Annotated in this window: 18 protein-coding genes; 5 read left to right on the top strand and 13 right to left on the bottom strand. The window is 60.3% G+C overall.

The annotated features are described in order from the left end of the window. Window positions 1-37 precede the first annotated feature (37 nt). On the bottom strand, window positions 38-1,561 hold the full coding sequence (locus tag B5483_RS08585) for an aldehyde dehydrogenase family protein (protein ID WP_054948156.1): 1,524 nt from the start codon (window positions 1,559-1,561) through the stop codon (window positions 38-40). 201 nt (window positions 1,562-1,762) lie between these two features. Between B5483_RS08585 and B5483_RS08580 the strand changes: the two genes are divergently transcribed. Both B5483_RS08580 and B5483_RS08575 read left to right on the top strand, forming a co-directional pair. Further along, window positions 1,763-2,533 (top strand): 2-keto-4-pentenoate hydratase, encoded by a 771-nt coding sequence (locus B5483_RS08580; RefSeq protein ID WP_139383943.1) that lies wholly within the window; start codon window positions 1,763-1,765, stop codon window positions 2,531-2,533. A 21-nt stretch (window positions 2,534-2,554) separates the two neighbouring features. After that, window positions 2,555-3,358 carry an SDR family NAD(P)-dependent oxidoreductase gene (locus B5483_RS08575; RefSeq protein WP_054948154.1) on the top strand — a complete coding sequence of 268 codons (804 nt, stop codon included), beginning with the start codon at window positions 2,555-2,557 and terminating at the stop codon, window positions 3,356-3,358. An 82-nt stretch (window positions 3,359-3,440) separates the two neighbouring features. Here the strand turns inward: B5483_RS08575 and B5483_RS08570 are convergent, their stop codons facing one another. Continuing rightward, window positions 3,441-4,619 (bottom strand): MFS transporter, encoded by a 1,179-nt coding sequence (locus B5483_RS08570; RefSeq protein WP_054948153.1) that lies wholly within the window; start codon window positions 4,617-4,619, stop codon window positions 3,441-3,443. A 37-nt stretch (window positions 4,620-4,656) separates the two neighbouring features. Beyond that, a complete protein-coding gene (locus tag B5483_RS08565) occupies window positions 4,657-6,021 on the bottom strand; it encodes an aminotransferase (RefSeq protein ID WP_054948152.1) in 1,365 nt (454 codons plus the stop codon). A gap of 219 nt (window positions 6,022-6,240) precedes the next feature. Here B5483_RS08565 and B5483_RS08560 point away from each other — a divergent pair, with 219 nt between their 5' ends. Then, entirely contained in the window at window positions 6,241-7,185 is a 945-nt protein-coding gene (locus tag B5483_RS08560) for a LysR family transcriptional regulator (RefSeq protein ID WP_231634815.1), read from the top strand. A gap of 4 nt (window positions 7,186-7,189) precedes the next feature. Here the strand turns inward: B5483_RS08560 and B5483_RS08555 are convergent, their stop codons facing one another. Continuing rightward, window positions 7,190-8,410: an acyl-CoA dehydrogenase family protein gene (locus tag B5483_RS08555; RefSeq protein ID WP_079730072.1), complete on the bottom strand. Its 1,221-nt coding sequence runs from the start codon at window positions 8,408-8,410 to the stop codon at window positions 7,190-7,192. A gap of 360 nt (window positions 8,411-8,770) precedes the next feature. Here B5483_RS08555 and B5483_RS08550 point away from each other — a divergent pair, with 360 nt between their 5' ends. Continuing rightward, on the top strand, window positions 8,771-11,191 hold the full coding sequence (locus tag B5483_RS08550; RefSeq protein WP_176167985.1) for a TonB-dependent receptor: 2,421 nt from the start codon (window positions 8,771-8,773) through the stop codon (window positions 11,189-11,191). A 389-nt stretch (window positions 11,192-11,580) separates the two neighbouring features. Here B5483_RS08550 and B5483_RS08545 read toward each other — a convergent pair whose 3' ends face one another. The 4 genes from B5483_RS08545 to B5483_RS08530 form a co-directional block, all read right to left on the bottom strand. Further along, the gene (locus B5483_RS08545) at window positions 11,581-12,912 is read right to left on the bottom strand and encodes a hypothetical protein (RefSeq protein WP_156367422.1); all 1,332 of its coding nucleotides are present in this window, start codon (window positions 12,910-12,912) and stop codon (window positions 11,581-11,583) included. A gap of 579 nt (window positions 12,913-13,491) precedes the next feature. Beyond that, a complete protein-coding gene (locus B5483_RS08540) occupies window positions 13,492-14,421 on the bottom strand; it encodes an electron transfer flavoprotein subunit alpha/FixB family protein (protein WP_079729962.1) in 930 nt (309 codons plus the stop codon). Window positions 14,422-14,450: 29 nt separating this feature from the next. Further along, window positions 14,451-15,197: an electron transfer flavoprotein subunit beta/FixA family protein gene (locus B5483_RS08535; protein WP_054948484.1), complete on the bottom strand. Its 747-nt coding sequence runs from the start codon at window positions 15,195-15,197 to the stop codon at window positions 14,451-14,453. A gap of 72 nt (window positions 15,198-15,269) precedes the next feature. Beyond that, window positions 15,270-17,345, bottom strand: a complete 2,076-nt coding sequence (locus B5483_RS08530) for an oxidoreductase (RefSeq protein WP_139383941.1) — start codon at window positions 17,343-17,345, stop codon at window positions 15,270-15,272. 255 nt (window positions 17,346-17,600) lie between these two features. Here B5483_RS08530 and B5483_RS23160 point away from each other — a divergent pair, with 255 nt between their 5' ends. Then, on the top strand, window positions 17,601-18,002 hold the full coding sequence (locus tag B5483_RS23160) for a RidA family protein (RefSeq protein WP_054948242.1): 402 nt from the start codon (window positions 17,601-17,603) through the stop codon (window positions 18,000-18,002). A gap of 723 nt (window positions 18,003-18,725) precedes the next feature. On the opposite strand, the gene B5483_RS08520 is transcribed toward B5483_RS23160, so the two are convergent. The 5 genes from B5483_RS08520 to B5483_RS08500 all read right to left on the bottom strand — a co-directional run bounded on the left by B5483_RS08520 (window position 18,726) and on the right by B5483_RS08500 (window position 25,933). Further along, entirely contained in the window at window positions 18,726-19,232 is a 507-nt protein-coding gene (locus tag B5483_RS08520; RefSeq protein WP_054948241.1) for a DUF6644 family protein, read from the bottom strand. Window positions 19,233-19,286: 54 nt separating this feature from the next. Then, entirely contained in the window at window positions 19,287-19,772 is a 486-nt protein-coding gene (locus B5483_RS08515; protein WP_079730070.1) for a DUF6644 family protein, read from the bottom strand. A 221-nt stretch (window positions 19,773-19,993) separates the two neighbouring features. Continuing rightward, window positions 19,994-22,033: a TonB-dependent receptor gene (locus B5483_RS08510; RefSeq protein WP_176167984.1), complete on the bottom strand. Its 2,040-nt coding sequence runs from the start codon at window positions 22,031-22,033 to the stop codon at window positions 19,994-19,996. Window positions 22,034-22,877: 844 nt separating this feature from the next. Continuing rightward, window positions 22,878-23,306, bottom strand: a complete 429-nt coding sequence (locus tag B5483_RS08505) for a cytochrome c (RefSeq protein WP_139383940.1) — start codon at window positions 23,304-23,306, stop codon at window positions 22,878-22,880. Between the two features lie 269 nt (window positions 23,307-23,575). Continuing rightward, complete coding sequence (locus tag B5483_RS08500; RefSeq protein ID WP_079730067.1) at window positions 23,576-25,933, bottom strand: TonB-dependent receptor; 2,358 nt, start codon at window positions 25,931-25,933, stop codon at window positions 23,576-23,578. Window positions 25,934-26,063 lie beyond the last annotated feature (130 nt).

Below are 26,063 nucleotides of genomic sequence, written 5' to 3'. Positions count from 1 at the left end.
GCTATTCTGGCCTGCTGCTTTTGGCGTTTGTTCTGGCTCAGCTGAGATTGACCCAGATGCTCTTCACTTCGCTGTAGAGTTCCATCGCCTGGCGGCCATGCTCACGTCCCCAGCCGGACTGCTTGAAGCCACCGAACGGTGTCGCGTTGTCAACGAGGTTGAAGCAATTGATCCAGACCGTGCCGGCCTTGACCGCACCTGCCAGGCGATGGGCCTGCTTGAGGTTGTTGGTCCAGATCCCGGCGGAAAGACCGAAGTCGGAGTCGTTGGCCTGCGCCACGAGATCCTCGGGATCCGACCAGCTCAGCGCGCTCAGCACCGGACCGAAGATCTCCTCGCGCACGACGCGCATGTCGCGCCCCGCATTGGCAAGGATCGTCGGCTGGAAGAAGAAGCCATCGTTCAGCCCTTCAGGCCGCCCGCCGCCGCACACCAGCTCGGCACCTTCCCGCACGCCGATGTCGACATAGGAGCTGACGCGATCCCACTGCTCTTCGGACACCAGCGGACCGAAGTTCACGCCAGCATCAAGCCCGTTGCCGATCGTCAGCTTGGCAGCATGATCGGCGACGCGGGCAAGCAGGTCGTCATGGATCGATTCGTGGGCGTAAAGGCGCGAACCGGCAGTGCAGGTCTGGCCCTGGTTGAAGAAGATGCCGGCAGCGATCGAAGCCGCGGCGGCATCCAGATCGGCGTCGGGGAGAACGATCTGCGGCGACTTTCCGCCCAGCTCGAGGCTCACCTTCTTCAGGTTGCCCGTGCTTCCGCGCACGATCGCCTTGCCGACCTCGGTCGAACCGGTGAATGCCACCTTGTCCACACCCGGATGATCGACCAGCGCGGCGCCGGCCTCACCGAAACCGGTGATGACGTTGAACACGCCGGCCGGAATGCCTGCTTCGAGCGCCAGCTCGGCCAGGCGCAGGGCGGTCAGCGGGGTCTGCTCGGCAGGCTTGAGCACAACAGTGCAGCCCGCAGCCAGTGCCGGCGCCACCTTCCATGCCGCCATCGACATCGGATAGTTCCACGGCACGATAAGGCCGCAGACACCCACCGGCTCGCGCACGGTGTAATTGAGAATCTTCGCCCCGCTACGCGGTGAAACCGGCAGGGTCTCACCACCGAACTTGGTCGGCCATCCTGCGAAGTAACGGAAGGTCTTGATCGAACCCTCGATCTCGACCGCCTGGGTGAGTGCCGCAGGCTTGCCGTTGTCGATGCACTCCAGCACCGCCAGTTCCTGCGCATCACGCTCGATCAGGTCTGCCAGTCGGTTGAGGAGCAGCGAGCGATCGACCGCGCTCATGTCACGCCAGGCGGGATTGTTCAGCGCGCGGCGAGCGGCCTGCACGGCAAGATCCACATCTTCCACGCCGCCTTCCGCCACCTGGCAGATTTCACGGCACGTTGCAGGATTGAGCGTGGCAAAGGTCTTGCCAGAGCGCGCCGGAACCGACTTGCCGTCGATAATCAGGCCACGCGGCGAATTCTTCAGATCGGCTTCAAGCCGTGCGGCGATCGAGAACGCATCGGATGCGCTTGCGGTAGCAACTGCGGACATCACCCCTCCTTGGGAAAGACCAAAGCCCGCGAACATCCATAGGGTTCAACCGGCCATGGTTTGTCATCATCGAATCGTCTGATAGCGCACCTTCATGGAGTAAACAATACTAGTTTTTTATCTCTGGTTGTTTCATAAGATCGACAATTAGCTCCCGGCGATGCTGGGCGATCCCTTGGTTAGAACTGGGAGAATGACAGCGTGACTCAGTCCGGGAATACTCTTGAAAGCATATTGGCGGCCGCCCGCAGAACCGGGACCCCGCTTCCACTGCCGGCAAACGAGCCCTCGCTCGCAGAGGCCTATGACGTGCAGCGCGCGATCATGCGCACGACCAATCTGCCGGTGATGGTATGGAAGCTGGCCCTGACAACACCCCAGGCGCGCGACGCATTCGGCACGGACGAGCCTATCGTCGGACGCCTGGCCGCAAGCGCGATCCTCAACAACGGCACGCAGACCCGCCAGGCCTGGCCCGAGATGTTCGCGGAAGCGGAACTTGTATTCGAGATCGGGCATGACCTGCCGCCGAAGGACACCCCTTATACCCGGGAGACCGTCCTTCCCGCGATCCAGGCGCTCTACGCCGGCATCGAACTTGCAGCCCCGCGCTATACCACCAGTGACATGCCCCTGGGGCTGCTGGTGGCTGACAATGCGATGGGGCATGCGCTGGTTCTGGGCGCTCGTCTTTCCGCACAATGGGAAGACAGCTATGCCGACATGCCGGTTTCGATCGCGCTCAACGGCGAAGTGCAGGAGAACGGCTCCACCACGCGCGTCATGGGCAATCCGCTCGATGCGCTGGTGTGGCTGGCCAACTGGCTTTGCGACAATGGCGAGGGCGGTCTACGCCGCGAACAGCTCGTTTCGGCGGGAAGCTGCACCGGCGCCACTCCGATCAGTGCCGGGGATTCGGTCAGCGCCGCATTCAATGGCATCGAAGTCGCACGCGTATCCCTTTTAGCATGAGTATCATACGGAGATCTGTAAATGAGCCTTGATTTAGGACTGGAAGGTAAGGTTGCCGTCATCACCGGTGGTGGTGTGGGCATCGGCAAGGAAACGGCACGCAAGCTGGCGCTCGCGGGGGCGAAGGTTGTGATTGCGGCACGGACCGCATCGAAGCTGGAAGCCGCGGCCGAGGAACTGCGCAACAGCACCGGGGGCGAGATCATCGCCGTGCCCACCGACACGACCTCGAAGGAATCGGTCGAAGCGCTCGTCGCCGCGGCCGTCGAACGCTTCGGCGCCGTGCACATTCTCGTCAACTGCGCGGCCGCACCTGGCGGCCTGGTGCGCAACGCGATCGAGGAAGCCGACGAGGACGCGCTGATGCTCGACCTCAACACCAAGCTCTTCGGCTATTTCCGCACCGCCAAGGCTTGCGTCCCGCACATGCGCAAGGCCGGATGGGGCCGGATCGTCAACGTCGGCGGCCTGACCGCACGTTGCACCGAGGCCCTCTCGGGCATGCGCAACACGGCACTGGTGCACTTCACCAAGACGCTGTCGGATGAAGTCGGCAAGGATGGCATCACCGTCAACATCATCCATCCCGGCGTCACCCGCACCGAGCACATCGAGGAATGGTTTGCGGAGATGGCACAGGACGAAGGCACGACCGTCGACGCCATTGTCGAACGCGAAGCCGCAGCTCCTGCAGCTCTCAAGCGCATGCTCGAGGTCGAGGAAGTGGCCGACCCGATCGTGTTCCTCTGCTCGAAGCTCGGCAGCGGCGTGACCGGTGAATCCATCGCTGTCGATGGCGGCCTGTCCCGCGCAGTCTTCCTCTAAGCAGAAGAGAAACTTCCGCCAAAAGAAAAGGGCGTCGGCCTCGCGGTCGGCGCCCTTTCAATTTGCCTACAAGCGGAAAGGCTCAGGCAGACTTGCGTGAAATACCGATGATTGTCGCAATCGTGCTGCAGACGGTCACCACGCAGCAGGCATAGAGCATCAGGTTGAAGCTACCGGTCGCAAGCGAAGCCGCCGCAGCTGCAGGGCCAAGACCGGTCCCGAAAGTCTGGATAGCCCCCATCGCGCAGACCACACGGCCGCGACCGCATGCCTCCGAACAGATCCCGGAAAGCAGGGGCTGGGCGAAGTTCCAGCTGAACATCATGAGCCCGCAGGCGATGACGAAGGCGCTTTGGGTCACGGTGCCCGTGAACATCAGGAAGCCGATCACGCCGATTACGCAGCTCACGATCAAGGGCCCCGTCCGACCCCAGCGCTGCGGCAACATCCCGGCCAATGCGGCCCCGACGACCGCTGACATCGTGCCGATTGCAAGTCCGCTGGCGATCGTGCCGACAGGAATGCCGCTCTCCTGACCGATGCGCTCGGCATATGTCCAGCCCGCGCCCATCGCGAAGAAGAGCAGAAACACGCCGATCAGGGATCCGGACGCGAGGCGCCGGTCCAGTACGGCGCCACCACTGGCGAAAACATCCACTTCATCCACGGATCCGTCCGGGAGAGACTTGAGCGACAGGATGATGGCAAGGCTTGCCACCGCAATCGCGACAAAGATCGTGCGCGGAGCGAAGTTGGCCTGAATTTCCGGCAATGCGTAAAGGAACAGCGAGCTGACCAGGGCCCCTGCGACCAGGTAGATCGAGAAAGCGCGGTCAGGATTGCGTGCGCGCCCGAGGGCGGCGAAGGAAAAGCCAACGGCAATTCCTTCGCCTGCCCCGGCAACGACGCGGGAAGCAGCCATTGCCACGAAATCCGTAGCAAGGCCGGTAAGCAGGTTCCCGGCCGCGATCAGGACCAGCCCGACCGCTACCGCCAACCGCCACCGCACCCTCGACAATGCGAAAGTGCTGAGGCCGATGGTCACACCCATGGCGTTGATGTCCCACGCCGCCAGGTAACCGAGTTGGTCGTTGTCAAACCCGGTCTGCTGCGCCACCAGCGCAAGAAAACCGGGAGTGGCGAAGATGACGAGCGCCCCGATGATCCCAACGCCAATGGCACTTGCCAAGCCTTGGGTTGTTAGCCGCACGACATCGCCGCCAGTGGGCGCAGTCGAATCGATAGGTATTGTCTGGTTCATCGGTGCGCCCTCTCCCCGGCTATCTTACCGTTTGCGATCAGGCCGGAAGCACGTCACTGACCGCGAGCGCGAACTTGTCGACAAGTTCATCGACTTCGGCACGATTGATGACAAGCGGCGGAGCGAAAACCAGGGTGTCGCCCAGAGCGCGCGTGATCAGGCCGCGTTCCGCCGCTGCCTTGAGCACCTGGCGACCGGTACGGTCTGCCATCGGCAGAACTTCCTTGGTGGCGCGATCCTTGACCAGTTCGATACCGATCATCAGGCCCTGACCGCGAATGTCGCCGACATTGGCATGCTGGCCCAGACGATCCTTCAGCGACTGGAGCATGTAAGGGCCGACGTCGGCCACATTGTCCACCACCTTGAGTTCGTCGATCAGCTTGAGCGCGGCGAGTGCCGCTGCAGCGCCAACCGGATGCGCGGAATAGGTGTAGCCATGGCCGAACAGTCCGGCCTTGGCAGCCTCGCCTTCGATCACGTCCCAGACCTTGGGCGAGATGAAGCAGACCGACATCGGGAAGTAGCCCGAGGTCACGCCCTTGGCCGAGGTAATCAGGTCGGGTTCATAGCCGTAGGTCTGGCTGCCCCAGTACGTGCCGAGACGGCCGAAACCGGAGACGACTTCGTCCGCCACCAGCAGGATGTCGTGCTTCTTGAGGATCGCGCCGATCTCTTCGAAATAACCTTCCGGGGGAGGGATAAGCCCGCCGGCGCCCATGACCGCTTCAGCGAAGAAGGCCGCGATGGTGTCGGCGCCCTCGCGCTCGATCACGTCTTCCAGTTCCTTGGCCAGCTGGCGCGAGAATTCACGCTCGCTCATGCCTTCGGGCGCCTTGCGATAATAGTACGGCGCGCTGACGTGAATGATCGGACCCTTGGGAAGGTCGAACAGGGTATGCATGCCGGGCAGGCCCGTCAGGCTGGCCGTGGCCACGCCCGAACCGTGATAGGCATTCCAACGCGCAATGATCTTCTTCTTTTCCGGCTTGCCGCGCAGGTTGTTGTAGTACCAGATCAGCTTGAGCTGGGTTTCGTTGGCGTCGCTGCCGGAAGCGCCGAAGAACACGCGCGACATCGGCACCGGTGCGCGCTCGAGCAGCGCTTCGGCACATTCGGCAACCACGTCGGTCGACATGCCGTTGAACGTGTGAAAGAACGACAGGCGTTCGCTCTGGCGGGCGATCGCCTCGGTGATCTCCTTGCGGCCGTAACCCAGATTCACGCACCAGAGGCCGGCCATGCCGTCGAGGTATTCCTTGCCGTCCACATCCGTAACGCGAACGCCCGAACCGCTTGCCATGACCGTAGGCCCGTCAGCCATGAGATCGGTAATCGCGGTGAACGGGTGGAATTGGCTGCGCTGATCGCGCAGCGCGGCTTGGGAAAGCTGAGACGACATTGGGTATCTCCATTCTTTGCCCGCATCGTTTATCGAATCAGGGCTGCACTTCATGTTTTGCGAGGCATTGCGCAGTCGGTCCAAATATGCAACAGTCTTAGTGTATTCGATGCGTTTTTTTCGTTTAGTGAACAATATCGAAGATCACGAGTCCGAACTCGGCCGGTTGCCGCGCGCCCGCACCATTGACTTGATGCTCTGCCTGGAAGAGGAGAAATCATGGACGAAAAACCAGACCTCGGTAACGTGATGGCCATGATGTCGTTCGCGGCTGTCGTCAGCACGGGCGGCTTTTCCAGCGCAGCCAACATGCTGGGCTATTCAAAGGCAGCTGTCAGCCGCCAGATTGCGAAACTCGAACAGAGCATCGGCGTACGTCTGCTGGACCGCACCACCCGCTCGGTCACCCTGACGCCCGCCGGACGCGAGATGTATGCCCGCTGCGCACGCATCGTCGAGGAAGTGAGCGAGGCAAACCAGATCATCAGCGGCATGATCTCGCGCCCGCGCGGCGAACTCAAGATCAATGCGCCGGTCGTCTCCTCGCTGTTCGACCTGACTTCGATCCTGCCGCGCTTCCTCCAGACCTACCCCGATGTCCGGCTCTTCGTGAACCTGTCGGACAGCAAAGTTGATCTGATCAAAGGACGCTTCGACGTGGCGTTCTGGATGGGCGACACCTTCGATTCCACGCTCGATTCCGTGCGCCTGCGCAATTACCCGATGGTGCTGGTGGCATCGCGCGACTACCTCGCGCGCGCAGGCAAGCCCAACGCGCCGCACGATCTCAAGGACCACACCTGCATAGCGGAGACGCACATCTCCAAGGTGGGCGAATGGCGCCTGTCGGAGGATGTGACCGTTGCCATCAATCGCGGGCCACTGACAAGCAACTCGGTGCGGATGGCGCGCGAAGCCACGCTCGAGGGGCTGGGGATCAGCTACCTGCCGCGGTTCCTGGTGGAGGACGACATTGCCGAAGGCAGGCTCGACCCGCTATTGCCGGATCTGGTGACAGAGCGCATTCCGCTGCACATCATTTTCCCGCGCGGCAACTATGCGCTTTCGAAAGTTCGCGCCTTCGTGGACTTCGTGCGTGAGGAGATGGCCGACGACGATGAACAGTCGTCAGCCAATCTCCTCGCACTGGCATCTGCGATCTGATCCCTTACAGGTCGAGGCAGTCGTTCTCGAAGCCAAACGCCACCGCACCGACATTGCGGGCGTAGGGATAGGGATTGTTGGCAACGTGCGCACGAGCGCAGTGGATGTCCAGGAACGCGCGCTGAATGGGGTTGCCGAGGTAGATCGCCTTGCCGCCCGAGAACAGCATGAGCAAGTCGATCGCCGTCACGCAGCGGCTGACCATCGAAGTCGTGTGATGCCCCAGTTCGACCCGCCTTTCGATCGGCCAGTCATTGGCCTCCGCGCGCCGCTCCAGTTCAGCGAGATCGCTCGCAAGGCGTAGTTCGAGGTCATTGAGGATGACCTTGACCTCGGCCACCGCTTCCTGGATCGTCGTATCTTCGGCAAGACGCGCACCGGAATATGTGGCGCGCTTGTCACGCGTCGTCTGGACAAAGGTATCCAGCGCACGGCGCAAGGAGCCGATCGAAGTGGTCGAGACCGTGCGATTGAACAACTGCGCGAAAGGAATGCGGTAAAGCGCGCCAGGATTGGCTGCCATGCCGGGGCAGTCGAGCCGGAACATGTCCTTTTCCCGGATCACGCGGTGGGCGGGAACGAAGGCGTCGTTGACGACGATATCATTGCTGCCGGTCGGCGCCAGGCCCATCACGTTCCAGGTGTCGACGATCTCGTAGTCCGCGCGCGGCACGAGAAAGTTGAAAGGCTCTGGCCCCCCATCATCGACAACCATGTTCGCACCGAGGATGACCCAGTCGCAATGCGCCGATCCGCTGGAAAAGGCCCAGCGCCCGCTCAGGCGAAATCCGCCCTCGACCTTTGTCACCTTGCCCGTGGGCATGTAGGAAGAACTGATCAGGACGCTGCCGTCCTCGCCCCAGACATCTTCGGCGGCCTGCGGATCGAACAGCGCCAGTTGCCAGTTGTGAACGGCGACCACACCGTAAACCCAGGCGCTGCCCATGCAGCCTTCGGCCAGAGTCTTGGCAATCTCGCAATAGACAGCGGGCGACATCTCGTAGCCGCCATAACGCTTGGGCTGAAGCACTTTGAAGAAGCCCGCTTCGGTAAAGTCGCGGATCGTCTCTTCGGATACCTGCCGGTCAGCGATGGCCTTGGCCTCACGTTCACGCAAGACTGGGACCAATTCACGCGCCCGGCGGATCAGTTCGGCGGCACTTGAAGCGCTTTCTCCTGCGCTGGGTAGCGCGCAGGCGGCCATTTCGCTGGTGGCACTTTGCATTACTGACGTTTCCTTTCCCTCTTACGTCACCGCATGCCCAAACTCGACGGTCGTGGCCGTGCGGTTCGTAAAACCACAACTCAGCACGGTCGGCCTTCTGCTGATTCGCATAACCCGTCGGTGCCTTTACATACCATCAATTCCGGCGTTCACGTTGACAAAGCACGCAGATCTCTGCGGATTAGGCCCAACGAATCAACGATCAAACGCCGTTTCTATTTCGCAACAATAAAGCCGAATTGCCATGAACTGTAAACCGTGCAATACCAAGCGACGTTCAACACAATTGGACAGTCGCGCGCGGCGCCAAGTGCATAAGTAAGAGGGAAGCACGGTCGCGCACTCAGGGAGAAAAATACGATGATGAACACGCACAAGGCTGCCCGTATGGCGGCGCTGATGTTATCTACTGCAGGGCTGCTCGGCCCGGTCCAATCCTTCGCTCAAGACGCCGAGGCCCAGGACGACTCCTCGCTATCCACATCGAATTCCGGGGGCGTCGCCAATACAATTGTCGTTACCGCCAACAAGCGAAGCGAAAACTTGCAGAAGGTGCCGATCTCGGTCAGCGCGTTCTCCGGCGAGCAGATCGACCGACTGGGCATCACCGACACCACTCAGATCACGCAACAGATTCCGTCACTTCGGGTCAACGCCTATTCACCCAATCTGACCATCTTCAGCCTGCGTGGCATTTCACAGAACAACTTCACCGACAATCTCGAGGCACCGGTCGCTGTCTATCAGGACAATGCCTATGTCGCCTCGATGAACGCAGTTGCAGGCCAGTTGTTCGACATCAAGCGGGTCGAAGTTCTGCGCGGTCCGCAGGGCACGCTGTTCGGGCGCAACGCAACAGGCGGTCTGATCCACTATCTCAGCGAAGACGCCAGCTCCGATAACTTGAACGGTTATGCTCAGGGCGAATACGGCCGTTTCAACTCCTGGTCGATCGAAGGCGCGGCAGGCGGCAAGCTCGTCGATGGGGTTCGTCTGCGCGTTGCAGGACGCGTCGAAAAGGCCGACGGCTACATCAAGTCACGCGATACCGACGCCACGGCGCTCGGTCTTGGGGTGATCCCGGGCAGCGGACAGGATCTTGGCGGCAAGAACGGCTGGGCCGCTCGCGCCAACCTCCAGGTCGATCTTACTCCCGATGCCACGCTCAGCTTGTGGTACAAGCACGCTGAAGACAATCACGTCGCCACTGGCGGCTATGTCTTCGAGAACTGCGTCTATCTCGACAATGGCTATTGCAACACGAACGCCGCCGGCCTGAGCGACGATCAGAACGGCGTGATCAACGGCATCACCTCCGAGAAGGCTTCCCCCTGGGAGCACTTTGGCGAACGACGCGGCAGCTTCGACCGGGTGATGAACAGCTATCAGGGCCAGCTTGACTGGAAGTTCGGTGGAGTCGAACTGACATCGATCACCAACTACCTCACCATGGACAAGGTTTACGCCGAAGACGGTGACGCGTTGCCGTTCACGATCGTCAACGTCGACTCGCGGGTCAATTTCCACCAGTTTTCCCAAGAGACGCGGCTTGCCGGCGAGAGTGACATGCTCAAGTGGCAGGTCGGCGGCTACTACCTCGACATGAAGTACGATGGTTCGCACGCAGTAACCGGCGTACCGATCATCGATCTGGCGATCGCGAGCAACGGCGGATACTCGCTTCCCACCGTCGCCCAACAGTACGTGATCCATTCGAAGAACTGGTCGATCTTCGCTCAAGGTGACATCAATTTCACCGACAGGCTGTCGCTCACCCTGGGCGGACGCTACTCCAAGGATCACAAGCGGATCGACTATGCCGCGATCCTGTCGGACCCGACTTTTGCCCCGCAACCGGATCCGGTCTTGCTCTTCACCGACCAGGATTTCCTTGCGGAAGCCCCGGGCGTGAATCGCGAAGTCTATGGCGACTGGGCCGCGCGCGTCTCGCTCAACTTCCAGCTGACGCCGAGTACACTGCTGTTCGCGTCGTGGAACCGCGGCATCAAGGGCGGCAACTGGTCCTTGTCCTCGTCGATCCAGCCGAAGGACTTCCGCCATCGTCCCGAGACTCTGAACAGCCTCGAAGGTGGCTTCAAGGCCTCGCTCCTGGGCGGAATGATGCGCCTCAACGGCACCATCTTCCACTACATCTACGATGACTACCAGGCCTTCTCGCTGGCTGGCGGCGTTCCGCACGTCTTCAACAGCAACGCGCACTCGACTGGTGCCGAACTGGAGGCATTCCTGTCACCGTCACGCAATTTCGATGCCGTGCTCGGTGCAACCTGGCAGACTTCGTCGGTCGACAAGATCCCGGCAACCGACGTGCAGTTCGGCCCCGAACTGTTCCCGGGCGCCCCGGATTCACAGTACTGCACGAACCTTGGCGGGGTATTCCGTTGTGATTTCCCGCAAAAGGACATCACCGGAGCCGAACTGCCCAATGCACCGCGTTTCAGCTTCAACTACCTGTTCCGGTACAATTTCGACGCGGCCGGTGGCAACATCGCGGCGCAGGTCGATGGCGTCTGGTACGATGACCAGTTCCTCGAAGTGACCAACGGACTGGGCTCGGTGCAGAAGGCGTACAACGTCACGAACGCATCGTTGACCTATCGCCATGAAGGTACCGGCATCTCGCTTACCGCATGGGGCCGTAATGTGTTCAATCAGGCCTATCGCGCCTATGCACTGAATCTGGGCATTCTGGGCGTCACGTCAATCTACGCTCCGCCGGCCACTTATGGTGCCACGCTGCGGATTCCTTTCGGAGAATAACCGCAAATCCGGATCGGCATCTGTCCCAAAGTTTGGCAGATGCCGATCCGGACCCCTTCTTGTCTTTTGAATGACACCTGGCGCTTCGCGATCTCCTCGAAGCCCATACCCCGACAGACTGACGGCGCCGTATCTGGCAGTCCGCGCCAACTGGTTTGCACCGATGAAGGGCTGGGCTGGGCGGGGCTATCAACACACCCCTTTGTATTCGGCGATCATGCGCAACCTGAGCCGGTAGCCGGCGGCAAGTTCGGCCTTTCGCCCAAAATCCAATTCAAGGCATGATACGAGCGGTGACCGAAGGTCGCCGGGCAAGGCGCTGACAGCGCGAACTCTTCCTGAAGAGCACGGTCAAACTGAACTCATGCGATCTCGGAAATCTGGCCAGTTCAGTTTTTCCTGGAGGCGCGTGATTGAGACATTTCCTGCATGGCTTCCGTCTTCAATGGTCGCGCGATCAGGAGTTTTGTATCGAACACAAGCCCGCCGACGGTTCGAACCTGATAAAGCGCTTCGAATGCCCCCGCTCCGCCGGTTCGTTTCGCGAGACTGTCCAGCTGGCGCTTGTCCGACACAATCTTGGTCACTTGCGCGAGCCCCTCGTCGCTGCCCCCGGAGATGAGGATGTTGTGGTTCCCCGACCTCCCGGGAAAGCTTGCAAGGTAGCCGTAGTCAATGCCGTAGGAGTGCGCGGAAGCCTCATTGCCGCCGTTCGATGCCTCCTCTTCGGCAGCATACTTGATCCGGTAAACCTTACCGCTAGCCTTATCCTTGATTTCGTCGAAATCGTCGGTCGGCGCAAATCCGGACAGGCGCAGGAATGGCGATCGCATCACGCCCAACTGCGAAAAATACTGGATATATATGATACTGTTCGAATCGATGAGATCCTGAGACATGCGTGACACCGGCATGATCTCTGCAGCCTCCGAACCGGGATGCATCTCGGAGACCTGTTTCAGTACAGCAACGGCAACTTTGGCCACCTGCCCCGATACACGGTAGATATCCCGGGCGTGCAGCTTGCCACGCAACCGCGGATTCAAGGTCAGATATTTGGATAGATCGGCTTCTGACTGGATTGCCGTGTCGAGTCTGAGGCTTGTCATTATGCCTTCATCGCCACTTTCGGCAATCATGTAGAAATCGCCCACGGCGATGACCGGCATCCGCCCATTGGCCATGAGTGGCTTCCAAAGTGCGGTCCGGGCAAGTGGTGACGGCTGAAGCAAATTGCTCGCGAAAAGGAATGCCGCCGCCCAGAGCAAGCCATTGACACAAAGAAAGATTGCAAGAACCTGCCGCTTCGAGATTCGCTTCAGCCTCGATGCCAGGGTTATCGGCTCCAGTTCGTCCTCATCCTCCAGCTCCGGCATTTCGGACAGGATGAGGCGATACTCGCCTTTGGGAATGGTCAACCGGAGGCCGGATTTCCCCTCATTGAACTTGTCCAGCCTTTGACGCAGCCGGTGCATATAACTGCGAACCATGGAGTTCACTGACGTATCGAAGGCTCCGCTCTTGCCGAAGACATCGATCGCGATCTCGATTTCCTTGGGTGCGCGCTCGTCATCTACCCGTTCGAGCAGATAGTCGAACAGGTTCACCAACATCGTCGAGCGGCTGTCCCCGATCAGCGCTGTCCGGAACCGAGACGCTTCCTCGGCGAGGGATACCCCGCCAGCTTCTCCCGTTTGCCCCAAGGCAATTTGGCTATTCAAAGACCTGAAATCTCCCTTGCGACGCAATCCATTCACCGTCCTTCTGCCGACCGCTCAAACAAGCGAATGCGGCAGGACCGGGAAACGCCAGAGCCTCCGCCCCCAATACAATGAACCACCGTTGCCTCGCCCGGCACAAGGCGTCGCGAGTTGATGTAACTCGGGACCAAGGCTCAAGTTCGGCAATACGCAAGAGCTCGTCCATGACGACATGACAGGGGCGCCAATTCACTCCTCTTTATCGCCAGCTAGACGCGATCCCCGTGCCCGGCGCTCAACAGCATCTGGCCTCCAACCGTATAGGGCAAAGCGCCTTGTTGCAATGCCCGAAGACTGTGGCGGGCAACGGCCAGGCTAACTTCAACCTGCTTGCAAATGACAGATTTACGGGGATTTCGAACCGGGTGTTGAAGCCGGATTGCTTCCAGTCGTACCGCATTTCAGGCGTCGATCATTCGGCAACCCGACTGCCCCTGCTTTCGCCAAACGCGCAAACTGCGCAACGACGAACACAGGATCGGAATTCCAGGTTCACGCAAACTCTCCCGTCCGAGGAGAGCGCGTCAGGCATCTATTCCATCAAAGCTTGCCGGTGAGTTCCGGCACGGCGTTGAAGAGGTCTGCGACGAGGCCGATGTCGGCGACCTGGAAGATCGGGGCGTCCTCGTCCTTGTTGATGGCGATGATGGTCTTGGAGTCCTTCATGCCGGCAAGGTGCTGGATCGCGCCCGAGATGCCCACGGCAATGTAGACTTCGGGTGCCACGATCTTGCCGGTCTGGCCGACCTGGTAGTCGTTGGGCACGTAGCCCGCATCGACCGCGGCGCGGCTGGCGCCCACGCCGGCGCCGAGCTTGTCGGCGAGCGGCATGATGTATTCCTCGAAAGTCGCGGCGTCCTTGAGCGCGCGGCCACCCGAGACGACGATCTTCGCGCTGGTCAGTTCCGGACGCTCCGACTTCGCCAGCTCGGCGCCCACGAAGCTCGACAGTCCGGCATCGCCCGGACCCGCAACGTCTTCGATAGCCGCCGAACCGCCGGTGGCGGCCGCCTTCTCGAAGGCCGTACCGCGCACGGTGATCACCAGCTTGGCGTCGGTGCTTTCGACCGTGGCAATCGCGTTGCCGGCATAGATCGGACGGGTGAAGGTCTTCTCGCCCTCGACCGAGAGAATGTCCGAGACCTGCATCACGTCGAGCAGCGCGGCGACGCGCGGCGCGACGTTCTTGCCGGTGGTGGTCGCCGGGGCGACGAAGGCATCGTGATCGGCCATGAGGTCGGCGATCAGCGGCGCGACGTTCTCGGCCAGGCCATGCTCGTAGGCGGCGTTGTCGGCGAGGTGGACCTTGCCCACGCCGGCGATCTGCGCGGCCGCCTCGGCGACGGCGCGGCAACCCGAACCGGCAACGAGAAGGTGGACTTCACCCAGCCTGGCAGCCGCGGTGACAGTGGCGAGCGTCGCGTCCTTGAGCGACGCATTGTCGTGTTCGACCCAAACAAGCGTCTTCATGAGTCTTGTATCCTTTCCCGGCCGTGCCCTCAGGCGACGCCCATTTCCTTGAGCTTGGCAACGAGGGCATCGACGTCGGGCACCTTGATGCCCGCCTGACGCACCGGCGGCTCGGAGACCTTGAGGGTCTTGAGACGCGGAGCGATGTCGACGCCGAAGTCGGCAGGCGTCTTGCTGTCGAGCGGCTTCTTCTTCGCCTTCATGATGTTGGGCAGCGAAGCGTAGCGCGGCTCGTTCAGGCGCAGGTCGGTGGTGACGATCGCGGGCATCGCCAGCCTGACGGTCTCCAGACCGCCGTCGACTTCGCGGGTCACGGCAACGCTGTCACCGTCGATCTCGACCTTGCTGGCAAAAGTGCCCTGCGGACGGCCCAGCAGCGCGGCCAGCATCTGGCCGGTCTGGTTGGAGTCGTCGTCGATGGCCTGCTTGCCGAGGATGACAAGGCCGGGGTTCTCCTCGGCGACGATCGCTTTCAGGATCTTGGCAACGGCCAGCGGTTCGACTTCCGCGTCGGTCTCGACGAGAATCGCCCGGTCCGCTCCCATGGCGAGCGCCGTACGCAGCGTTTCCTGCGCCTTGGCCGGGCCGACCGAGACCGCAATGATCTCTTCCGCCTTGCCCGCTTCCTTCAGGCGAATGGCTTCCTCGACAGCGATCTCGTCGAAGGGGTTCATGCTCATCTTGACGTTGGCAAGATCAACGCCGGTACCGTCGGACTTCACCCGCGGCTTCACGTTGTAGTCGATCACCCGCTTTACCGGGACGATGATTTTCATCGAACTAATCCCTCGTGTATTGTAATCCCGTATCGCGAGCCGCGCATGGCATTCATGCGCGGCTTGCGACATTCAGTTCCGGGCCGACCAGGGGCCAAGCTCGGACACTTCACGCAGGAACGGAACTTCGTCGCTTTCAGGCTTCTCGAATTCACGCGCGTAGCGGTGTCCGCTGAAGACCGCCGCCGCAATCGTGCCCGGTGCCAGACTGTCACCGATCCGCGAGAAGGACTTAATGCCGGCATCGCGCACCTGATCGCCCATTGCGGCAAGCGCATTGTAGACGGAATCATGCGAAGTTCGCGAGGTCACCATCACCACCGAATTCGCTTCGATGGTCGTCTCCCGCCCCGTGAATGCACATGCCAGCTTCGCGGCCTGATCGCTGAAGCCCACAAGCCCCTGATTGGCCACAATCGTAACGCCCTTGTCCAGCAGCCGCTTCTGGATGCGCGGCTGCTCGAGCGTATTTGCGGTCCATCCCGAAACGACCGGTGCCGGCGTCACCAGCGTGACATCAAGCCCCAGATCCCGCAACTTCTCGGCAATGACGCCGCCCATGTAATAATGGTCGTCATCGAAAACCACGGTCGGTCCGGTGGGAATGCGGCCAGCCATGATGTCATCCGGCGTATAGATCGCCTTCTCATCGAGACCTGCAAGCGGCGTGCGGTGATAACGGGCAACGCCGTCGCGGCGCCATGAAGAGCCCGTCGCAAGCACGACCCGATCGAATTCCGCACCCAGGATTTCGTCGGCGGACATGTGGCTGTCCATATAGATCTCGACATTGGCGAGCTGGTGCAGCTGACCGAGACGATAGTCGCGCACGCGGCCCCAGGCAGAGAGACCTGGCAGCAAGGGCTCACGCAACACGCGCCCGCCCAGTTCGGTCGTCGCTTCGGCCAGGGCGACTTCGTAGCCGCGCTTGCCCAGCGAGACCGCACACTCCAGGCCGGCAGGGCCAGCGCCGACGACGAGAACGCGATCCTGGCTTTCCCGCGCAGGGATCAGTTCCGGATGCCAGTTACGCCGCCATTCTTCGCCCATGGTCGGGTTCTGCGTGCAGCGGATCGGCGTGTAGGTATTGTCGGCAGCCGCGCAAATATTGCAACCGATGCATTCGCGGATGTCGTCGAGCCTGCCTTCCTTGATCTTGTTGGGAAGGTAGGGATCCGCGATCGACGGGCGGGCGGCGCCCACCATGTCGAGCACACCCCGACGTACCTGCGACACCATCGTGTCAGGCGACGTGAAACGTCCGACTGATACGACGGGCTTACTGGTGACCTGCTTGACGAAGGAGACATAATCTTCGTGCACCGCCTCTTCGCCAAATCGCGAAGGCCGCGAGTCATTGGACCAGTCGCCAACCGTCACGTCCCAGAGATCGGGAAGATCCGCCAGCATCTCGATAAGATCCCGGCCTTCCCCGTCCGAGCACAGTCCCGCCGGGCCGACCAGTTCGTCGACGCAGATGCGGACCGGCACAGCGCAGGTGTCGCCGACGGCGTCCTTTGTTTCCTCGATCAGTTCGCGCAAAAGGCGCGCGCGGTTCTCCAGCGAGCCGCCATATTCGTCGGTCCGCTGATTGTATCGGCGCGACAGGAACTGCATCGGCGTGGTCAGGCCGTGCGCAGCATAGACATAGATAAGGTCGAACCCGGCCTGCTTCGCGCGGCGCGCTGCGGCGGCATGCCACCGGCGCAGATTCCGGATGTCTTCCTTGTCCATCGCACGCGACTGGACAGGATCATAGGAAACAACCGTGTGCGACGAAGGCCCGAGCGGGATCTCGCGCGAAATCCGGTTCTGCGCCCGAAAACCGTGATGGCCAAGCTCGACACCGGCAAGCGAGTCAAACTCGTGAATGGCGTCGGCCGCTCGCGCCAGGGCGGGGATGTCCCGGTCGTCCCACAGGCGCGCTTCGTTGTGCGGCGAAATGTCGGCGGAGGGATGAATTTCGCAGACTTCGGTGCACACGACTGCCCAGCCGCCTTCCGCCTTGACGCGCCGCATGGCCGCCATGCCGGACGGGGCCCGGTGCCCCATGCCGTTGCAGTGCGGGACTTGATAGAAGCGATTCTTGGCCGTTACCGGCCCAATCTGCACTGGTTCGAACAAAATGTCGTAACGGGACCCGTTCAATTGCACCTCCTAAAGTTGGGTTGGCGGGCTCCCATGCAGGTCCAATCGACAATTGCCCCCACACGGCAAAACGAGAGCAAAATGCCCTCGCCATTCCCGTCATCCAATTCTGCCTGGATTATATACGCCAGCTACGGACCAATTATATACATAATGCAACAATGGTGTCAATATGCATTCTTGGTTGCAAATATGAAACAGTCTTGCCATGGATATCTGGCGGGATTGTCCCGCTGTCAGCCTTGGAGAGACGTGATGTCCCAACTCGTAAGATTTTCTAGCCCGGATACGGTTACGCCGCCTTATGGACCCTATTCCCACGTTGCGACTGTATCGGCTGACGCTGAGCTGGTATTCCTTTCTGGCCAGGTCGGCGAACTCCCCGACGGCAGCCTTCCGGAGAGCATCGAAGATCAGTACCTGCAAACGATCAAGACCATCGCTGCCATCCTTGAAGCGGAAGGCCTTGGCCCGCAGAATATCGTCAAGCTCACCACTTATGTAACTGAACCGATCCCGGCCGATCGTCTCCGCGCTGCGCGCCATTCCGTATTCGGCGACATCAAACCGGCCGCCACCCTCCTTTTCGTGCCCCGCCTTGCCGCCGATGGTTACAAGGTTGAGATTGACACCATCGCGGTGCGCGCCGCGAAGTAAGTCTCAAGTAACAGACCTGACCAGTGGGGACTGACTGTTCAGTCCCCACTGGCCTGCGGTCAAAGCAAAAAGCGCGGCAAGTCCAGGTCATCCGACAGTCCCGTTTGCACCGCGTATCGTCTGCGATAGTGACAAACCCGCTCAAACAGACGGTCCGGCACGGTCAGACCAAACACGCCTGGTCGACGGGCACCGAGGCAATGGCCGCGAGAGTCGCGCCCTGCACCGCTTAGATCGGCAAGCCCAGCCTCCAGCCGGGATCGTCTCCAGAACGACGGTCGGACCGGGAGTGCGGATTGCAAGTGCGGCCAGCAGCAAAACATCAGGATTCTACCGCGGACACCCCCTGCCATGCGATACGGCGCGGCGATGCTGTCATCGCCGCGCCGTTCATCCTGCACGATCCTGATCTTGTGAGGCAGCGCCGGGGCCCGCGGCCGATACCCCTTGCTACCCGTTCAGCGTGAGCCTTCACCGGCGCTACTGAATTGGAGGATTTGGACGTCATCCTCTTCACGTCGCCGCGATACAGGACCCAGGCCTTGCTCAAGCCCCAAACTCATGTCCGGGCCATTGACTCGGTACGGGACGGGTCAGGACCAATGCGGGCGGATCTCATTCTACTCGGCGATCAAGGTTCGCGCGTCGAATGACAGTGACTGATCCGCCCGGCGTTCGGTGTGGTCGAATACGCCTTCTTCCACGGCCTGCGGGGGCCGCTGTTCAAAAGAACAGCGTCTCCAGCGTGAAGCCGATCCAGCGGCCGAGGAATATCACGGTTGTCCAGAGGATGAACGACAGGGCGCCGGAGATACGCGCGGCAGTCGGAGGCGGCATGTCTTCGTCCCATTCGGCAATCCTGCGGTACGCAGTCGAATGGAACCAGATCATGTTCAGGCCGGCCAGCGCGATGAAGCCCAGCTTCACGAGAAACTGAGTATTGTTGGCGTAGGACACCGGATTCGACATGAACATGAGCGTTCCGGTGATCGCTGCCACGACGAACGCCACCCACGTGTAAGGCAACAGTTCAGCGGTCAGGCGTTGGGCACTTCTGCGATGCGATGCCACTCCGAAAAGCCGCAGATCGACGATCAGGATAGTGCCGAAGACGATCGCGATCGCCAATACGTGGAGCGATTCGAGGAGGGGAAAGGCGCTGGCGTTTTCGCGGATACCCGCGGACAGCGGCAAATCGTTAATTTTCTGGAGCGCTGTTTCTATATTCATGGCTGAAATCTTCCATTGGATGGAGGTAGGCGGCCGATGCCGTGGACATGAAGATCAGGTGTAGGCGATGAAACGCCCGCAAAAGATCACGGCACACCAAATGATCACCATCAACCAAGCCAGAGACCTGGAAGCTTCCGGAACAACCTCGCCTGCCATCGTATCGCCGGTCCGCAGAAGTGACTTGCGGGCCTTCAGGGTGACCAGGCTAGCACCGGCAACCAGCGCCATCTTGATCCAGAATAGGGTGTTACCCAAGGTACGGCCTGGCTCGGCCACGATCAGTACCGTGCCCGTCAGAAGCAGGACGACAAGTGCAACTTTCATCCACGGCAGGTAACGGCGAAGCACGTCCGCCTCCGGGCGATCGGTCGCGATAACTCCCGCCAAGCGAAGTTCGGTTAGAAGTGCGGATCCGACCACTACGGCGATTGCAAGAATATGCACCGTCTGGATGTTCGGGATGATCCACGTCGTTTCTCTGATCGCAGTCGAGACCGGAGTGGCGTAAAGCCATTCGCCGAATGCGGTTATGGACATTGCTATTTCCCCTCTCTGGGATGAGTGGCGGTCAGGCCCTGTTTTTCGATGAAATCTTCGGATTGACCCTACAGGCGGGGCGATCCGATCCAAGTTATGAAACGGTACTGTACCGGTACAACTGACGGTGTAGCGCAGGGAATGACACTGTTACAAAGCGGTGACATTCCCATTAAGTTATTGAATTTTCTATATATATTACAAGACCGTCGCCGGCCCGTTCAAAAGCTGCGTTTCAGGCCGAGCCTAACCTGCCTCGGTTCTGCAATCTTGCTGTTATATCCTTCCACCCCTTCCGCCGGTTCGCCGGGAAGTCGGGTGGTGTAGAAATAATCGACATCGTGCCCCTTGCTGTTCAGGGCATTGAGCAGATCCAGCGAAAGCTCCCATTTGCCGGGTGTGAAGGCGACCCTGGCATTGAGCAATGTGGTGGCGCTGCCCTTGGCGCTGTTATCCTCGGTAAGGGCATGCGGCCCCAGATGCCGAACGCGCAGCGACGCGTTGATGCGGTTGAAATGCGTGGCGACGCCCAGCTCCCCGGCATTTCGCAATGCGCCGGGAATGTAGTTGGCACCGGCCGGCAGATCCACATAACGGGCTTTCGCCGCAGTCCAGACCGCGTCCAGCGTCAGCCAGTTGCTGAGCTTCCACCACGCGGTAAGCTCGTATCCCTGGCGACGCCCGGCACCGCTGGGTTCAACCGCTCCGGAATCGCCGACATATATCAACTCGCTGGCAATCCGGCTCCACCAGTAGTTACCGGTGAACACCAGTCGTCCACGTTCCAACCGAAAGCCCAGTTCGCGAAAGTTGCCCTTGACCAGACCGGGTGCAGGTTCGGTCGGCGCAGTGACGCCTCTGGCATCATTGCTGTGAAACCCCTGACCGTAGTTCGCGTAGAGCGCCAAGCCGTCGGCTACTTCGACATTGGCTCCAATGCGCGGTGAATAGATGCTATCCTTGACCACACCGCTCCAGGCTGCCCCCGCCAGAGCCTTGGTTTCGAACCGATAGAAGTCCCCGCGAAGGCCGCCGACGATCATGACCGCCGGTACTGGCTTCCATTGCACTTCAGAATAGAGCGCCGCGGAATCTTCCTGCACGGCGAACCTGCTTCTGGTAAAATCGATCACACCTTGAATGGTGTGATCCAGTCCGACCTGGGAGATATCATCCGCTCGCCCTTCGGCCCCGAAAGTCAGGCTGAGCCCATCGCCGAGAGTAAATCGCTTTTCGATCCTGCCGCCATAGCCCCACATCTTCTCGTACTGTCGGAGTTCATCCCCGTTGACGGGATCGTCGAGAAAGTAGGTGAAGTTGGAAAGAAGGCTCCAGTTATAATGCTGCGCCCAGAGTGTCAGCCGCCAATCGTCCGCCCCATCGATGTTGAGCGTGAACGTCTGCCGGTCGGTCCTCCCGTTCAGGTAAGGATCAAGGGTGCCATAAGCGTCCTTGATCAATGTTCCGATCGCGCGTTCGGGAATTTGCTCGGTGGGATTCCACCGCGCACTGTAAAGGTTGGCACTCAACTGGATCTTGCCGAAAGGCACGTCCACCCCATACTTCAGCAGCCCCGAATAGCTGTTGAAATCCTCTGGCAGAGCCCAAGGCCCATCGTTGAATTTGGCTTGGCCTATGGCGAGCAGGTCCCCGCCAGCGACCGGGATTGATCCCCCCCCAACCAGGCGCCGATATTGGAAACTGCCGGCTTCGGCGGTAACGAAGGGATCTAGCTGGCTCTTTGTCGTTATCCGCGCCGAAGCGACAAATCCGAAATCACCGTCATCGGCCCGATAGGGACCTTTGCGATAATCGATCCGCGCAACGGATTCCGGAATCAGCCCCCCTACGTCGAGATACCCCTGGCCATGACCATGCGTACGCAGATTCATGGGCATTTCGTCTATGTGCAGCGAAAAGTCCGTACCGTGGTCCAGGTTGAAACCACGTACGAAATACTGGTTCGCCTTGCCGCCACCGGAATGCTGCGTCGCTATCATTCCTGGAACGGCTTCCAGAAGTTCTGCCGGACGCAGCAAAGGCCGATCCGCCAGGTCTGCACCGGCGACTGCCCCCTCGCTGGCGGCAACCGAAGTACCGATGCGGTGCTCACCCCGGGCCGTCACGATGATCACGGGCAAGCCCGATACCGGGCTGTCCTCCGCGCGTACCGGGGCTGCAATCGCTTCCGACAGTAAGCCACCGGCAAGGAGCAGTGCCCCTCCCCTCCATCGCGGCCTGCTTGTTCTTGGCAGCTTCATGACGCAGCTTCTCCCTTTCTGCGCGGGCGGTGTAACCGGCCCAATGCTGCCGATGGTTCGCAGATCCGGTTTGCGCGGCAAGTTACGAACGGTTCGGACAAAGAGCGAACGTGCGTGCGCCTTCGGGGCTTCTGGCCGCAAAAATGGACCGTCATGGATCGACAAGGTCCCGATTTCAGTGCCGACCTTGGTTCTGTTACGGGCCGTAACCCTGCTGCAACCCATCCGTTGTCGCAAATCCGGCCAAGTCTCACTTCAGTCACTCAGACGTTCTCCGAACACCGGTGGAGCACGTTTTCGGCCTGCCTGTACCGGTCATGTCTCTTGGTCTTTCGAGCCGAATCCGCGGCTTTGTTCCTGCGAACTGGCGGGCAGGACGGTCAGGGGGCGGCTTCTCGTCCACTGCTGTCTTGCTATAGACGGTCAGGCGCCCTGATTGCGGCCAGCAAGCACGCACGGGAGGGTGCGGTGGCGATTTCGGACAAGCGTCAGGGGCAACAGCGAGGCCCCACGGAACCTCTCGTTCAAGCAGGGAGGCGCTCAGCCGGTACGAAATGTAGTCATGAGGACGCGACTAGCTAGCTTGACGGGCCTCAGATGAAAAACTTCGAACTGCGGCGGGAAGTGGGTCACCGTAATCAGCGAAAGCCGGTGCCTGCCGCAGCCCTCCGATCCATTCGGGTGCAGTTTTCCAGCAGGGCAAGCAGGGCACTGGAAGTCGTGACCGCAATCGTGTGCCAGCACGTTGCGCAGGCCAATCATACGGGAAAAGTTCGGGCATGAATACGCCCGAACCTTTGCCGGCTCACACGTCGATGACGTGCGCTTGCCGTCTCGATAGCGGCTACTTGTTGGGGCGCTTCGAGTTCGGATACCAGAACGTCGTGTGGCAAGCCTCGCATCGCTCGTCGATTTCACCCCCGATCCGGCTGAGCGCTTCCGGATCCTTGTGATCGATCGCAGCGAGAGCTTCGACCGCACTTTCGCGCACGGCTCCTGCAAACTCATCGAATTCCGGCCGGTTGGCTTTCACCATGGCGTCGATCTGCTGCGGTGTCAGTTCACCCAGTCCGGCCTTGGTGCCCGAAGGTGCAGCGGGTCGGCCGGGAATCATCGCCAGGTTCATGGACTCGATCAGGGTAATCGCGTGCCTGCGCACTTCGTGCCATTCCTCGTCCGTGCGCGGTTGGTGCTTGTCTACACCATTGGCGTTCGAAACGATCCAGACCGAGTTCCAGAGACCGTCCGCAGACGGATCTACCGTAGAATCCATCAGTTCCTTGATGCTCGCAATCGCCTTCAGCGGCGGGCTTTCCGTTACCGCATTTTCTGCGGCGGAACTCTTATGCGAGCCACAGCTGCTCAGTGACAGAGCAAGCACCGCCAGGGTGGCAACGGAGCGACGAATGCCGCGCCCGCTGACCTTCAACACACCGGACTTCCATGCATTCATTCCTGCTTGCCTTCCAATGTGATTACCCATGGCAGTGCCTTTCTCTGCTTTAGACCCCGAACGGGGTCATCGACGACGGTTCACTGTCGTCAAAAATTGAGCCTGTACTGTACGCCGAGCTGACGGGGACGACTGACCACGCCACGCAGCACGCGTTCGTAGTTGCCGTCAGGTAGAAGCTCGCGGCGTTCGAAACCCGACATCGGTTGATCGCCATAAGTCAGGCGCTTGTCGAACAGGTTCTTCACATAAACCATCAACTGCGACTGCCCGAACTTCAGACCGATATTGCCGTTGACCAGGTTGAGCGGCTGACGAGTAAAGAACTCTGCATTCCCGTCGGCCACCGAAGGCACCTTCGTAGAACTGGTGTAGCTATAGTCAGCGGCGATGAAGAAGTCCAAATCGTCGCTAATCGGTGCCTCGTAAGAGCCCGAAATGCTGGCAGTCCACTTCGGGACGAGGCCGAGAGGGCTGTTCGGCGGCTGAGGCAGGAAGCCGGGATCGATCAGCTTCGCATCGAGGTAGCCGATGCCCAATTGGAGCATGAGCGGTACTTCGGCGAAGGGGCGTCCGCCAATTTCAAACTCGCCGCCATTGATTCGCGCCTTGCCGGCATTGGTCACGAACGTCAGGCCGCAAGTGGGAAGCGTGGCAACCTGCTGAATGTTCGACCAGTCCATGCGGAAAGCGGCGCCCGATGCAGTCACGCGGCCACCGGCGAACCGGCTCTTGGCACCGACTTCATAGCTCCACAGGGTGTCCGAACGATACTGTCCGGCACCATCGAGGGTCAGACCCAGCGCGCCAAGATCGTCACCACAGAATGACGGCAACGCCGAGTTTGTGCCGCCGACGCGGAAGCCCTTTGAAACCGAGGCATAGACATTGCCACGGTCGCCGACTTCATACGAAATCACGGCCTTGGGAATCAGTCCCGATTGACGGGCGTCCCGCCCATCATTGACATTGCCTTCGGGCCCGAACAGGGCGCCGGTATCTTCACTGGGATCCTGATGCTGACGAATCCAGTACTTGCGCAGCCCCATCGTGAACGTCAGCCGCGAAACCGGCTCGTAATACAGTTCACCAAATAGAGCGGTGTTCTTTTCGTTTCTCTTGACCCGCACTTCGGCAAGATAGGGGGGCGAAAAGCCCGCGTCAGCCAGTTCGGGAACTTCCACTGCGGGGTTGAAGTCACGGTTGTTCTGATTCTTGTGGAACACGCCAACGATACCGGACAGTCCCGGAATGAGGGTTCCTTCATCGAAGGACAGCCGCGTTTCGTGGGTAAATGCCTTTTCCCGCGAATTTATCAGAACGTAGAAGGGCACGCCCGTGAAATCGGCGTCGAATACGGACTGGAAAAAGTATTTCGTGCCTTCGGTATTGTCGTCAACCTGCGTGATTTCACGACTGAAGTAGCTGTTGGACGAGACAATATCGAAGCCATCACCCTTGTACCGAAGAACAAGAGCGCCAAGGCCCCAGTCGTCTTTCGAGTACTCCTGGACATCGGTGTCGCGGTCGAGCGTATAGGATACCGGTCGATAAGCAGGGAGCTTCAGGTAAGCCCCGGGGAAACCGCGCAGCCGGCTGCTCTGACCCATGAAGCTGACGGTTGCTTCAAGCGAGTCTGCGAGTTGGGCACGCAGAGCCACCGAGCCGGAGAGGACACGGTTACGGCCCTGGCCATCCTTGGATACCAACGCTCCGGTGGCGTCAGGAAAACGACGCGTAATGAAACCCGAGTCCTGCAGGTAGCCAACTGCGACGTTAAGCCCGATCTTGTCCGGGACGAGAACGAAATTGTTCTGAATGTTGGCATCGTAATCGAAACCGCCATTCTTCGTTCCGCCGGCCTGTGCACTCATCGTGCCCTCATTGAGGGTAAGCGACGGCTTCTTGGAAATGTATCGAAGGTTGCCGCCCATCGAGCTTGCGCCGAACAGCGTTCCTTGCGGTCCCTTGAGAACTTCGATGCGATCGAGATTCAAGACCTGGGGGCTAACCGAAGACGGGACTGGAGTGTCATCGATGTAGAATGAAGTTGTTCCAACACCGACCACGCCACGGATGGAGGTTTCGCGATCGCCGCTCCACAGAAACGTTCCGCCCTGACCGAACTGGAACGACAAGTTGGGAATCTTGGTCGCATAGTCGACGAAGCTGGTGATGTTCTGCGTCTCGAGAAACTCTGACGAATAGCTGGTAATCGCTGCGGGAACCTCGGTCAGCGATTCTTCCTTGCGCCGCGCGGTCACCAGGATGACATCCTGATCGCTTGCCTGCGGCCCTTCTGAGTTGGCGCCCGAGCCATCCTGCGCGAAGGCAGTGCCAGCCGACAGCAAGCATACACCACAAAGAAGGCCTCGACGCGCGGCTTTCAAACCCCATGTCGCCATGCCCTGCTGGCGCATGGATTCGTTGCCATGAAATAACTTCATTTTGAAATCCCCCTGATTGTTTATCTCGATACCTTTGGCCGCTCCTAAACCGCGGCAGTATCCATCATGACTGGCGGTCCTTGCGACGCCTGAACTGCGCGTTCCGCATATGATCGGTCCACGAACGTTT

This window comes from Novosphingobium mathurense, assembly GCF_900168325.1.
GTDB classification, from domain to species: domain Bacteria; phylum Pseudomonadota; class Alphaproteobacteria; order Sphingomonadales; family Sphingomonadaceae; genus Novosphingobium; species Novosphingobium mathurense.
The sequence above is the reverse complement of the archived record's forward strand: the minus strand, read 5'-3'. Positions and strand labels throughout refer to the sequence as shown.